Genomic DNA, 13,857 nt, shown 5'->3' on the forward strand with positions numbered 1-13,857 from the left:
GAATGGCTATTAGCTATTGGCTACAGAAATGTATTAAATTTTATTTAAACTTAATCTCGGCGAAAAGCCAATTGCCAAAAGCAAAAAGCAAACCGCCAATTGCCCGTTACGTTTAGCATCCAAACACTTCTCCCATCTAAAGAAGTTGTTGATTGTTTAAAAGACGGAAAGTAAACTAACAAAAACAGAAAACATGGCAAAAGCAAATGTAAAAGACCTTTTAGAGGCTGGCGTACACTTCGGTCACATGACGAGAAAGTGGAACCCAAATATGGCTCCATACATTTTTATGGAGAAAAACGGTATTCACATTGTAGACTTACATAAAACAGCAGTTAAATTGGATGAGGCGTGCAGCGCTTTAGAAAAATTAACTTCTGCAGGTAAAAAAGTTCTTTTCGTAGCTACTAAGAAGCAGGCGAAAGAGGTTGTTGCAAAACACGCTTCTGAACTTAATATGCCTTATATTACAGAAAGATGGCCAGGTGGTATGTTGACGAACTTCGTTACTATCAGAAAGGCTGTAAAGAAGATGAACTCTATCGACAAAATGAAAAAAGACGGTACGTTCGAAACTTTATCTAAAAAAGAAAGATTACAGGTTGACAGACAAAGAGCTAACCTAGAGAAGAACTTAGGTTCTATCGCTGACATGGTGAGACTTCCATCTGCTGTATTTGTAGTTGACATCTTAAGAGAACACATCGCGGTAACTGAAGCTAAGAAACTTGGTATTCCGGTTTTCGGTATCGTTGATACAAACTCTGACCCTAGAAAAGTTGATTTCGTTATCCCAGGAAACGATGATGCTTCCAAGTCTATTGATATGATCCTTAGCGTAGTTTCTGAATCTATCAAAGAAGGTCAGTTTCAAAGAAAAGCTGATAAAGAAAAATCTAAAGAAGAAGGAGAAAAGGTATCTGCTGATACAGATGCTGATTTCGATGCAGAATAAGTAAAGATTTACGCTTTATATATTAGAAAACCACTGAATTTTATTCGGTGGTTTTTTTGTTTTTATTTATAATTTTTTTATTTTATTAGTGTTTTTTCTAGATTTTGGGTTGATTTTTAAATATGTTTTACTGAATGTTTCTTTTTGTAGTGAATTTTATATTTTTGGAATGCAAAAAACTATAAAATGAAAAAACAATTATTTTTGGGTGCTGCATTGATACTAAGTTCTTTGGGCATCGCACAAAATTATCTCGGATCCGAGTATGTTAACAAGAAAAAGGTTAATGAATCAGGTATTGTAAAATTTGTTGCTTTTAAATCAGAAATGAATGTTTCTGTAAGAAATTCCGAAACATTACTAAAACAGATTCTAGAAACGGAAGATCTAGCCAATGCAATGAAAAAAGTAAAATCTGAAACAGATCCTTGGGGTGGACAACATGACTTTTATAAGCAGTATTTTAACGGGGTGGAAGTTGCACATAAAAGCTGTGTCATTCATTCTAAAAACGGAATAATTACTTCCATGAATGGAGACCTCAGTAAGATTGATTTACCGACTAACGTATCAGAGCTTAAGACACCGTCTGAAATATATAAATTAGGACTGGCTGATTTAGGCGATGGCTATGAGGTAGCAGATGAACTTAAAAATAACATTCCATTCAGTACGTTAGTAGTTCTCCCGAAAGGAACGGCACTTAGTGTCGATCGATATGCATATACATTTAATATGCTCTTTAAAAGGCCCGGTGGTATTGAAAAAGTTTATATAGATGCAGTTACAGGTAAAGTGCTGAAAAAGGAAAGTCTTATTAATACACACCAAAAAACAGAGATCGTCTTTAATCAGGCTCAGACAGAGTATATCAATACGCTTATTGACTTAAAGGAAAAATCTAAATCAGCTCCTGCTGAAAGTTCACCGTTAGTCTTTGTTTTGGGAACTGCTGATACAAGATTTAATGGTGTTCAGCAGATTGAGACCAAATCTACAGATACAGGATATGAGCTTAATGATGAGTCCAGAGCTATTAAAACGCTGAATGCAACAGGTTTGGATTATTTGGATATTGCAATTGAGACATTATTGTCAGGCTCTGCCTCAGTAGATGCAAGTACGCCTAAATATATAGATGCAGATAATAACTGGACGAGCGCAGAATACGCAGCCAATAAAGATGATGCAGCTTTAGATACTCATTGGGCATTTTCTAAGATCTATGACTTTTTTAGTACAAAATATAACAGACATGGATTTGATAACCAAAACTCTCAGGTTTGGTCTTTTATTCATGCTACTCAACTGTATAACTCATTAAATTCTGCTTGGATAAATGTAAAGACTATTACTGATTTAGGATCTAATCCTGATCCAAATGTAACAGGTGGTTACATGTTTATTGGTGATGGCGGAAGTATTCCGGCCCAGGGAATAGATTGGGATATTGTAGCCGGCTTAGATGTTATTGCCCATGAACACGGGCATGGTCTTACCAATTCGACGGCAAATCTTATTTATGAAAGGGAGTCAGGAGCATTGAATGAAGCTTTTTCAGATATCTGGGGAGCTTCTATAGAGGCCAATGTTACCCCTCAAAAACAAAGATGGATTATTGGTGAGGATTTTGTGCAGAGTCAGCCGGACGGGATAAGATCTTTAGCTGATCCCAAAATGTTTAATCAACCTAATACTTATCTGGGACAATACTGGAAAGATGCTACTCCTGCAGGTTGTGTGACACCTGATGATACAAATGATAAATGTGGGGTTCATACTAATTCAGGCGTATTGAATTACTGGTATTATTTGTTGACAGAAGGAGGCTCCGGAACCAATGATAATGGCTATGCCTATCAGGTAACTGGAATTGGAATTGAAAAATCGACAGATATATCCTATTCAGTTCTGACTAATTATTTGCAGAGTGGATCTACCTATCCTGATACAAGAGATTTTAGTATACAGGCAGCCGAGGTATTATATGGAGCCAATTCTTCGGAAGTAACTGCTGTAAAAGCAGCCTGGTGCGCTGTAGGGGTTACAACCGGAGCAGATTGTAGTGTTCTGGCAGTATCAGAAGTTAAAAATACACCGGTGTTCAGCATCTATCCTAATCCGGTAAATAATGAGCTTACTATTATCTCATCTTCAAGGTCAGAAACCGGAAAATTACCTTATAAAATTACCAATATGGCGGGGCAGCTTATCCAGCAGGGTAATGTTTCCGATAATAAAGTAAATGTTTCCATACTGCAAAAAGGGACCTATATCATTTCTATTGACGGAAAAGGAAGCTATAAGTTTATAAAGAATTAGACAGTATTTGTTTAATATCTCAATAAGATTGATAAAACGCTCTGCCGGATACAACCGGCAGAGCGTTTATTATTGTGAAAGACTTATAGAATAAGAGCTTGTTATAAATTTGGTAGACTGGTAAGAAGAATTGCAAAGCATGCCGGATAATCTGTAATTTTGATTCTTAAGAACCATTGTATATCCTATTTTTCCTGCACCAATAGGGATTTTTTTTAAGAAATTGTTTCCGCTTACAGTAAGCACCATATTACAGGAAGAGTTGTTGGTTACAGAAATAGATGTTCTCGGATTGTCCGGATCATCATTATTCAGCAGGTCTGTTAGGACCTCGGCTGTTTCCGGTTTGTAGGTCTTCATCAGCTCATTATACTCTCTTTGTGTATTGGCGGCGCTACCTGAATTGGTGGTAGGGTAGGAATTTCTTATCGGATAGCCACCGTAGTTCATACTACAGCTGCTGAGGATCAGGGAAATTCCGGTAAAAACTGATAGCTTTTTCATATCCGTTTTATTTTTTTATTTTTCTTTTTTTCGAAGTTTTTTTCAGCAACTTCTTCCAACGCAGGTTTTTGTACTGTATCAGGTTGCCCTGGATTATCGATCGTTACAAATATACTTTTTTTTATGTCTTTCTGAGAGATGTATTTCATATCACAAACGTTGCTGTTAATAGAATAAGAACCCTTATTGAGCACAATAAAGTTCTCTCCATGAGCGGGAACAGCAAGGTTGTAGTAATCTTTTCCTTCAATTCGGAGTATGATGTTACAATCTGAATTATTTTTGAATAAAAGGATAGCTTCTTTACGGGTAAGGTCTTCGTTGAACATTGCATTCAGAAGCTTTACCGTTTTTTCCTTATGCTCTGCAGAGGATTCTACAATAAGCCGTTTGAAATCTTCTGCATCATTTGAATAAGGACTCCTCATGACACTTTTGGGAATGTCAGAGATCACAGGCCTTGCCTCCATAGGTTTTGCTATGAGGGCTCCTTTTGTCCATTCGGTATTCTTTAAAGCGATAAGCTTTGGTTTCAGTACACTCCTTTTGGGATCATCAGGATGTGCGTTTTTTAGGTACTCTTCAATTTCTTTGATATTTGTGCTTTTCAAAATGTCTTTACTACCTTTTTGTGCATAGGTAAAGTTTGGGATTAGAAATATGAAGAGTAAAATCGTAAAATTTTTTTTCATCAATGTAATTTATCTCATCAGCTTATCCGGAATTTTATATAAGTGATCGTTTTTCCTTTTGCTGAGAATAGTTCTTCATAGTACGTTTTGATATCTCTCAAGTGTTCTGTTTTCGGATCATACTCAGGGGCCCCATAGATGTCGTGATGGGCTGTAATGATTTCATAGCCGGCTCCCTGTAAATATCCCAGAGTATAGCCGTGCAGGAATTCAGAGTCGGTTTTTAAATGGATGATGCCTCCGGGTTTCAGGAACTTTTTATATCTGTTTAAAAAGTCAGGATGCGTTAATCTGTGTTTGGTTCTTTTGTATTTAATCTGAGGATCGGGGAATGTGATCCAGATCTCATCCACCTCATTTTCGGCGAAGAAATGATCAACAAGCTCGATCTGTGTTCTTAAAAAAGCAACATTGTTCATGTTGTTCTCTACAGCTTCTTTAGCTCCGAACCAGAATCTTGCCCCTTTGATATCGATCCCGATAAAGTTTTTTTCAGGGAATGCTTTGGCAAGTCCTACAGAATATTCTCCTTTTCCGCAGCCTAATTCCAGTACAATAGGATTGTCATTTTTAAAGAAATTGTCTCTCCATTTACCTTTAAGCTCAAAGCCTTTTAAGGCATCTTCTCTTGTAGGTTGGATTACATTTGGTAATATTTTGTTTTCTGCAAATCTTGCTAATTTATTCTTGCCCATTGAGTTATAAAATGAGTGCAAAAATAATAAAAATTTACACAAAATCTCTGTCTTTTGCAGGTAAAAGACAGAGAGATCATTTGTTCAGGGCAAAGGCTACTGACTTCCCAGAGCTACAACGATTGCTCCCTGTATTGTTTTTTGTGAAGCATATTGTGCTCCGCAGACCAGGCTGGTAAAAAGGTACTGGCCTTTTTCTATCACTATTGAGCCATCGCCATGGGCAGGTACGGCAAGTCTGTATTTGGTGTTGCCAACTCCTTCCATTCTTACAATGATGTTACAATCCGATTTATTCTGGATCAGCACAATAGATTCTTTGGCATTGGGATCATTATCAAAAAGGGAATTCAGGATTTTTACAGTTCTGTTTTGATGTTCTACAGGTGATACTGCCATAAGCATGTTAAATTCCTCAGCTTCGGCATTGGGAATGGCAGCATTGGCTGCGGTATTGACAACAAAAGTATTTTGAGCGTTGCTCGGGGTATAAACCGTAGTCGGTTGCTTTGCCGCCAGTTCAGCTTTGTATTTGGCAATCTGTTTCTGCTTGATGATAGCATTCATTTCATCAAAAGTGATCTTTGTGGAAGGTCTTCTTCTCAGCAATGCAAGCATTTCCTGCATATCTTTCACTTTCTGGTCTGCCGGATGCGCATTTTTGATGTATTCTTTCATCATGTCCATTACCCGTGGTTTCAAAACGGATCTTCGCGGGTCATCGGGATGGGCGTCTCTTAAAAAAGCATTGATCTCATAGATATTCTTGCTTTTCAAAATATTACTGTAGTCTTTCCCTCTTTTCTGGGCAGACAGGCTGAAAAACAGAACCGAGCCAAGAAGTAAAAGTATTTTTTTCATTAATCAATATTAAGTTAAAATTAAGTACTTTTTCTTAATTTGTGTTTGGGTCAATTAGTTTTAATAAGATAACGGAATACTATAGTTTTTATTTTAAACACATAATTGTGATATAAAAATAAACATATTTTTGAATATCGAAGAATTATATACGGCAAAAATTAAATAATCAATATTGATACGTAGAATATATACTTAAAATGCCTCCGGTGACTTCAAATGCTTTATATACAAAAAACCATGCAGAAAATCCTGCATGGTTTTATATCTTTTCTAAAAAAGAGTCATTTCCCTTTCTTATGCGATTTTATCTATTATTAACGACTTCCTGAAGATGCGAATTCCTAAGCCTTCTCTGGTAAATAGGCAGATATTTTTCAATAGGGATTTTGATGGCTTCAAAGTTTCCTGCCAATACATAAGGCTGGATATTTTCAGATGTATAAACGAATTGAAGGAAATTATCAATTAAATTTTCAGGAATCTTAAACTTCACGAAATAATCTTTACCTAGATAATTCTTAATCTGGGCAACCGAACTATTCATCGTTTCATAGGCCTGATAACGCTGTTTTTTCTTTCTTTCCCCGGAAAGGATGTCATAGATGCTTTCAAGGCTGAAGGTAAGTCCGCCATCTCTTAATCCTGCAACAGGAAGCTCAGGAGGAGTACCATCTCCTTTAGGTTCGGGAAGTCCGATCACCTTCTTAATGGCAAGTGCCTTGTCTTCTTTTCTTAATGAATTTACATCATACCTGAGATTTCCGGTAGGCTTGAATCTGCTGAGAACAATCTCCTGGATTTCATAATAAGCGATCTTAAGCTCTACGAGATTTTTTTGCCCCATCAGCTGAGGAGTAAGCTTTATATCTTTTCTTTCGGTAACGATAGAGGTAAAGCGGATAACATCTCCCGGATTGGCCGGGACACTAAAATTGCCGTTGAAATCCGTAAGAACGGTTTTTTGAGTATTCAGGTTGGTGACATATACCTGATTGAGGTATAAAATCGAATTGTCTCTTATAAATACCTCTCCGGAATATGTTTGTGCATTGATTTTTGCCAAAAAGATCAATACCAATAGAGTAAACAGTTTCTTCATATAATGTGGCAAAATTACATAGAAATACAGCAATTTGTGACTAGTTAGATAAAGAATACAGGTTAAAGTTATATTAAACTTTAGTATTAAATTGTTAATGAGTGTTATAAACTTATTTTTATCTGAATCCGGACAGAAAGTAACGAGCCCGAAAGAGAAAGGAGAACACCACTTTTGCCGTATCGATGCTCAGCAAAAAAGCAGATACAATGATTGCTTAAGGTCTCTGATTATTCTCTTCCAGGTAGGTCTGTTTTATCTATGTTTAACCAATAGCCAGCTTGAATATTTTATAGAAAGGGTAGAGCCATATTCTGTCCAGGTGATAAAATACCAATATGTTGCGGTAGGAACATAGCGTCCGCCTACTCTTCCGTCCCAGGTGTATCTGTTTTCAGGGGTACCTCTGAAGACTTCCGCTCCATATCTGTCAAAGATGCGGAAGACAAGATTTTCATTGGACATCAGGGCGGAATAGTTGATAACTTCATTATGGCCATCCCCATTCGGTGTGATGGTATTGATCAGATTAATGATAGCAAATGGTTGCTTTACCTCTTCGCATAGCTTGGAATCTCTTACAAATACATGATGGGCTCCTCTCGGAACATTATAGAAAACATTGGAGCTTTGCCAAACTACACCATCTAAAGAATATTCATAAGGAGGAGTACCACCGGTTACCCCAACTTTTATAGTGGTTCCGTCTATCTCTATCGAGCTGATCACGGGACTTGGTAATTCTGTAACATTTACATACTGCTTGTAAACACAGCCGTTCGATGTTAGTTCTACCCAGTAACTGCCAGCAGCTACATTGGTAATGGAAGGTGTTGTTGCTCCGGTACTCCATAAATATTTTTCAAATCCGGGGCCTGCATCCAGAGTAGTCGTGGTTTTCGGACAAATAGTCTGGTCTTTCAGCAGATCAGATTTTTTAGGAATTTTAATGGTGATATTAATAGAGCCTACTTCCGGGCACACTCCATTTTTTTCAAAGCGAATGTAATAGGTCTGAGACGTTATAATATTAACTGTGGAAGCAATGGAATTAACATTGTTCTGGGCATCCGGTAAAGTTGCGTGGAATGTAAAGGTGACATTCGGGTCTAATGTAAACTGAGGAATAAACTGAGCCAGATTTACGGTTTTTATTCCATCCAGATCATCATCACATACATTTTCCGTAGCGGATCTGGTCAGTAATTGTATTTTGGAGCCAATACTGAATTGTAAAGGTTTGATCACTGAAGCACATCCGTCAGGGGAATCTACCCTGATATAAATGGTTGTTGTTGCTGTATAGCTCCAGTTGTTCGGAAGGGTATTATTATTTCCTGCGTTGGCATCTGCAAGGTTTGCATAGTATCTTACATTGGTAAAATAACCGGGATTATTAAGAACAATATTGGTAACATTAGACAAAATGATATTCACTGTCCCGTCCAGATTGTCATCACAGAAAACACCATTGTAATTATCTGTAATGATCGCTTTATTAAACAGGGATAATTTTATTTCAGCAATACTTTTACAGCCGATATTATTTTTTACTACAGCATAGATGATCGTTCCGTCAGGAGCAGTATAAGTGTTGGGAGTTGTGATCAGCGCTGCCGGATTTTCAGTTTGTGCATCTGCTAATGTAGGATAATAGGTGATTGTAACAGGAGTATTGTTTGTTACATTGGCAGAGGTCAGGTTGAAGGTACCCTGCCCGTTGATATCACAGGCATATAAGATTACATTGGTTACGGTAAGAGCCTGAATATTGATCGTGACTGTTATGGTTTCACAATCCGGAAAATCAGGGTCGTTTCCACAGAATGTATAGGTAAAGGTATCACTTCCTGCAGTGCCGGGAGTATTGACAGTGTAGGTGATGATTCCCGTTGTAGGATTTATAACAGCTGTTCCCAATGCTGGAGGTATCGTAATGGCTACACTTGCCGGGACAGGGACCTGTGACGAACTGCTGAATGCTGGAGTGATAGTCTGTGAGGTGCATACATCGTACGTGCTTGTACTTAGCTTTGTGCAGTTCAGGACTTTGAATTGTTCAGTAACCAGAGGAGCGCAGCTTCCCATTGTTACAGAACAGGTATAATATCCGGATTGGGTCGGTGTTATAGAGGAAGAAGTGGCTCCGCTGACAATGATTCCGTTCCTGTACCATTGATAGGTATCATAAATAATGGGGTCTACTGTAAGTACTATTCCCGGAATACAGTCACCGCCTGACTTTAAGATCACCGGCTGTGTAGGGAATCCGGCGAAGAAGCCACCATACCCCACTGCATCACTTCCGGCAGTGATCCCCGCCGTAATAGCTTTGTCTGAAACTATAGTGATCGTTCCGGTTACATTGGGAATTCCGTAAGTAACCCAGTTTGTGGTTCCGGTCATATTATAAGGACCGGAGGCAGCAGGCGGGGCAACTCCGTTTACTGTAACAGAAGCTCCTCTTTCTGTAATCAGGTTAAGTTTGGTAGGAATATTAAGAATTCCACCGGGATTTCCGTTGGAATGAACAAAATTCTCATTGATGAGTCCAAGCTCATTAATTTGTTTTGGTAAATAACAATTCAGGGCCGGAATAAAATTAAAACCTCCGGTAGCGACCTCGTTCCCTGAAGTGGAATAATCTCCTGCCAGAATCTGGTAAACATAGGCATTTTTAGAGGTTTTGATGTATAAATTATAATGTCCGTTTCCCTGAAGCATATACTTCGTATCCGGTATTACAAAATACTTTCCGGTGTTGAGGGTCGCAATAGGAACTAATTCATTGTTTACATAGATTTGTGTATTGTCTTCAGTAGCGATTATTACGGCGCCTTCCATATTGGTACCAATGCTTCCGTTACCTTTTACAAGAGCAAATTCGTTACCGAGTCTGTTGACAGGGACTGCCTGGTCCATTAAAATATCGGAACTGGAGGGGTAGTTGCCGGCATATTGCCCGTTAAAATTTCCGTTGGTGACATTGACAGGTTTGTTAGAAGTGATTTTGGCACCAATGAATCCGTTAAAGTTTCCTGCAATATTTCCGATCCCGTCGATAATATAAGATTGTCCTTTATTGAGCGTGAAAGTCATTGTAGGATTTGTAGCTCCGGTGGTTCCGTTTGAAAACTGAATAGTTGGGCTGTAATCAGAAACGGTAACAATCGTATTGTCTTCTGTGGCCAGGACGCTGGTCATGAAGTTCAGGATATTATTGCTGACAGAGATGGGCGCTGAGGCGGCAAAGAAACTTTTTCCCGTAGAAGGAATTCCTTTGGAGGTAATAATTTCCGCATGATTGAATACGGAAAATCTCAGGTTGGCATAAAAGGGAAATTCTGCTTTCAGATACAATCCTTTTGTAGTAGGAGTGAAAAGATCCGCCTGTTGGGTCGTAATGATATAATCTCTTAATACATTAAATTTCTGAGGATTGTTTTTACTGATATTTACTGTTCCGATCAGAACATTGTTGTTATAAATGCTTACCGGAAAAGGGGTTGTTCTGTTGGTTGATAAATAGAGATTCTGATAGGGATTGGGGGCACCGCTTCTGTCTGCCATAGGCGCAAACCAGTGTTCTCTGTCTAATTGAGCAAAGGTAGAGGAGAAAATATAAAATATAAATAGAAAAGATAGAATTTTCTTCATTCAGTATTAGTATTTATCACAAATTTAATAATAAAAAGCATTAAATGCTTGAAAACATAATAAAAAAACTATGATTTCAGAACCATAATTTTGAAAATTTTACTTATTGGCTATCTGTATTATGGTTTTTACAAAAATAGAGGGGTAAATGGCAGATTATTGATATTAATAAATAAGCCACGATTGAATAAATCGTGGCTTATAGAATATGGCTTTAATAAGTTAATCTCTGTTTTTTACAAGGATCCAGCCTGTGTATTTGATAGGGGTCTTTTCCTTATTGGTTTCATTCCAGTTGATATGATACCAATAGGTTCCCGTTACAAGTTTTTTGTCGAAATGTTTTCCGTCCCACTTATAGTTATTGAACTTGTTTCCGGTGAATACCATATTTCCATATCTGTCATATACTACAAAAGAAAGGTTTTCTTTATAAGACAATTCGCTGTAGTCTATGAAGTCATTTACGTTATCCCCATTAGGAGTAATGGCATTCAGCAGATTCGGGATTGTAATTTCTACAGCTACAGGAGTACAGTCGTAGGCATCTTTCACATAGAATGTATGCTGTCCTCTGGTTAATCCTGTAAATGTATTTGAGTCTTGCCAGTTTGCGGTACCGTCAACAGCAAACTTGTAAGGAGCTTTACCTCCGCTTATAACCACTGTCGCAGTATTGTTATTAATTTCAATTGTTTGGATTACCGGGTCTTCCACTTTTTTCACTTTGACTGTCTGTAAAAGGAAACATCCGTTTTTACCAAGATTTACAGTATATTCTCCAACGCCTACGTTTCTGATCCCTGAAGTGGTAGCACCTGTGCTCCATTGATAAGAGTCATATCCAGGACCTGCATCCAGATTGGTCTTAGCGTCCATACAGATATACTGATCTACCAATAGTGGAGATTTCATGATAGGAAGTGTGATCAGTTCAATTTTTGCATTGGCTGTACAGCCTTCAGCAGTTGTTACTTTTACATAAACGAATCCACCTGTTGAAGGGAAGTTATCCGGTGTTGTGATTTCGTTTATTCCTGCAGTAAGGTCACTCAGCGTACGATAGTATTTTTTAGTAACTGCACCGTAATCGGTAACTTTAGCTTTAGTCAGATCGAAATAAGCATAAGGCGCTACATCATACCAGCATGCTTCAATAGAGGCATCATATACAATGAAAGGAACCACGGTAAGATTTAAAGTGACTTGTTCGCAATCTGTAAATTCAACTGAGTCTCCACAGAATTTGTAAATGATCTTATCTGCTCCAAGATATCCCGTATTCGGAGTATAAGTGATGGAACCGTTTGGATTCACCACGGCAGTACCTTGGGTAGGAGGTGTTAAAATAACTACTGTACTTGCAACCACAGCTTGTGTTGATGAAGTAAATGTTGGCGTAATAATTTTAGTAGAGCAGGCATTAAGCGCTTGTGTTGTCTCTTTTAAACAGTTTTGTACTTTATATACAGGTGTTGTAACAGGAGGACATGTTCCCATTGTTACTTTTACGGTATAATTTCCGGATTGCGTAGGGGTATAAGTATAAGAGGTTGCTCCCGGGATCGCTACCCCGCCACGATACCATTGGTAAGTTTCATATCCGTCATCTACTTCCAGGATAATACCAGGAACACATTCTCCTGTTTTTTTAGCAATTACAGGGATTGATGAGAATCCGGCAAAGTAACCTCCGTATCCTGCAGAGCTATATCCTCCGTTGATACCGGCGGTTACAGCTTTTGTAGAGGTGATCGTAAGATCTCCGGTAACTCCGGATATGCCATACGTAACCCAGTTGGAGTTTCCTGTCAAAGGATAGGGCCCGTCTGTGGCAGCGGGAGCGGTTCCGTTTACCATTACAGTAGCACCTGTTTCTGTTAAGATATTTAATTTTACAATGATATCTGAAGTTGCGCTGGCTCCTCCTGTTCCAATAGGCATTTCATTGATCTTTCCGATTTCATCAATTTTTCTTGGAAGAAAACAGTTCAATGGAGGGATATAGTTGAATCCATTCGTTGCTTCACTATTACCTACTCCTACAAATTGGTACAGGTATACGTTTTGGGTTGTTGAAACAAACATGTTTGAATGTCCTGAAGTCCCCTGGGCGACATAGCTGGTTTCATTAATTCTATACCATTCTCCTGCATTAAGAGTCTGCATAGGAGTAGTTCCCCCATTTAAATATATTTCAGTGTTGTCTTCTGTTGCAATAATAAGTCCTCCTTCCATATTTTGGCTAGGAATAGTAGATCTTGTCTTTACGATAGCAAATGTATTTCCAAGTCTGTCAACCGGTACGGATTGGTCAAGGACCGGGTCACTTCCTGATGGTGAAGCGGAAAAGTTAGCGTTACAGCTTCCGTTGGTAAGAGTTACCGGTTTATCTGCGACGACTTTGGCTCCAATAAAGCCTGTCTTGTTGGCAGCTTGGGAACCTGATCCTGCAAAAATGAAGGACTGTCCTTTCTGTAATGTAAAGGAATGGGTATTGCCGGTAGCACTGCTGTTGATAAAACTTACTCCGGAAGTTGCATTCCATGTTACGGTTACATTGGTATTGTCTTCAGTAGCCAGAATACCCGCTGTAAAGTTCTGAATACTGTTGGTATTGGTATTAGGTGCAGTCGCAACAAAAAATGTTTTTCCTATTCCTGCCTTTCCTTTACTGGTAATAACTTCTCCGTGAACGCTCTGTCCAAGTCTTAAACTGCAATAAAAAGGTTTGTCCCCTTTTAAGTAAAGCCCTTTATTAATAACATTGAACGCATCAGTTGTTGTACCTGTAGAAATAAGGCTTTTATCCAATTTATAGGTTTGGGAGTTGCCTTTACTGATGGTAATAGTAGTAACAACAGTATTGTTGTTATATATGGTTACATCAAAGGGAGTTGTAGAGTCAGTAGAAAGGTATAACATGTTGGTATAACCATCATAACTATAATAATAAGGAGCAATCCAATGCTCGGTATCCCTTTGTGCAAAAAGCGTATTAATTGTAAAAAAAATTAATACCAAACTGAGTAGAAATCTTTTCATGTGTATGGAATTAGGATTTCTACA

The 13,857-nt window shown here is 38.2% G+C and carries 9 protein-coding genes; 2 read left to right on the plus strand and 7 right to left on the minus strand.

The window, feature by feature from the left end; all coding sequences use genetic code 11:
* The first annotated feature begins 193 nt into the window (after positions 1 to 193).
* Both rpsB and AC4IF5_RS04230 read left to right on the plus strand, forming a co-directional pair.
* Positions 194 to 955: a 30S ribosomal protein S2 gene (gene rpsB / locus AC4IF5_RS04225; RefSeq protein ID WP_490731994.1), complete on the plus strand. Its 762-nt coding sequence runs from the start codon at positions 194 to 196 to the stop codon at positions 953 to 955.
* 186 nt (positions 956 to 1,141) lie between these two features.
* Complete coding sequence (locus AC4IF5_RS04230; RefSeq protein ID WP_490731996.1) at positions 1,142 to 3,277, plus strand: M4 family metallopeptidase; 2,136 nt, start codon at positions 1,142 to 1,144, stop codon at positions 3,275 to 3,277.
* 69 nt (positions 3,278 to 3,346) lie between these two features.
* Here the strand turns inward: AC4IF5_RS04230 and AC4IF5_RS04235 are convergent, their stop codons facing one another.
* From AC4IF5_RS04235 to AC4IF5_RS04265, 7 genes are all read right to left on the minus strand, one after another.
* Entirely contained in the window at positions 3,347 to 3,781 is a 435-nt protein-coding gene (locus tag AC4IF5_RS04235; protein WP_490731998.1) for a DUF6759 domain-containing protein, read from the minus strand.
* Positions 3,778 to 4,473: a DUF6759 domain-containing protein gene (locus AC4IF5_RS04240; protein ID WP_490732000.1), complete on the minus strand. Its 696-nt coding sequence runs from the start codon at positions 4,471 to 4,473 to the stop codon at positions 3,778 to 3,780. The genes AC4IF5_RS04235 and AC4IF5_RS04240 overlap by 4 nt, the downstream gene beginning before the upstream one ends.
* Positions 4,474 to 4,490: 17 nt before the next feature.
* Positions 4,491 to 5,168, minus strand: coding sequence for a tRNA (guanosine(46)-N7)-methyltransferase TrmB (trmB, locus tag AC4IF5_RS04245; RefSeq protein ID WP_490732002.1), 678 nt, complete (start codon positions 5,166 to 5,168; stop codon positions 4,491 to 4,493).
* Positions 5,169 to 5,264: 96 nt separating this feature from the next.
* The gene (locus tag AC4IF5_RS04250; RefSeq protein WP_490732004.1) at positions 5,265 to 6,029 is read right to left on the minus strand and encodes a DUF6759 domain-containing protein; all 765 of its coding nucleotides are present in this window, start codon (positions 6,027 to 6,029) and stop codon (positions 5,265 to 5,267) included.
* Between the two features lie 307 nt (positions 6,030 to 6,336).
* Positions 6,337 to 7,131, minus strand: coding sequence for a hypothetical protein (locus tag AC4IF5_RS04255; RefSeq protein WP_490732005.1), 795 nt, complete (start codon positions 7,129 to 7,131; stop codon positions 6,337 to 6,339).
* Positions 7,132 to 7,386: 255 nt separating this feature from the next.
* Positions 7,387 to 10,788: a T9SS type B sorting domain-containing protein gene (locus tag AC4IF5_RS04260; protein ID WP_490732007.1), complete on the minus strand. Its 3,402-nt coding sequence runs from the start codon at positions 10,786 to 10,788 to the stop codon at positions 7,387 to 7,389.
* Positions 10,789 to 11,010: 222 nt separating this feature from the next.
* Positions 11,011 to 13,833, minus strand: a complete 2,823-nt coding sequence (locus AC4IF5_RS04265) for a T9SS type B sorting domain-containing protein (RefSeq protein WP_490732009.1) — start codon at positions 13,831 to 13,833, stop codon at positions 11,011 to 11,013.
* Between the last annotated feature and the right edge of the window lie 24 nt (positions 13,834 to 13,857).

This window comes from Chryseobacterium sp. UF-290, from assembly GCF_058245615.1.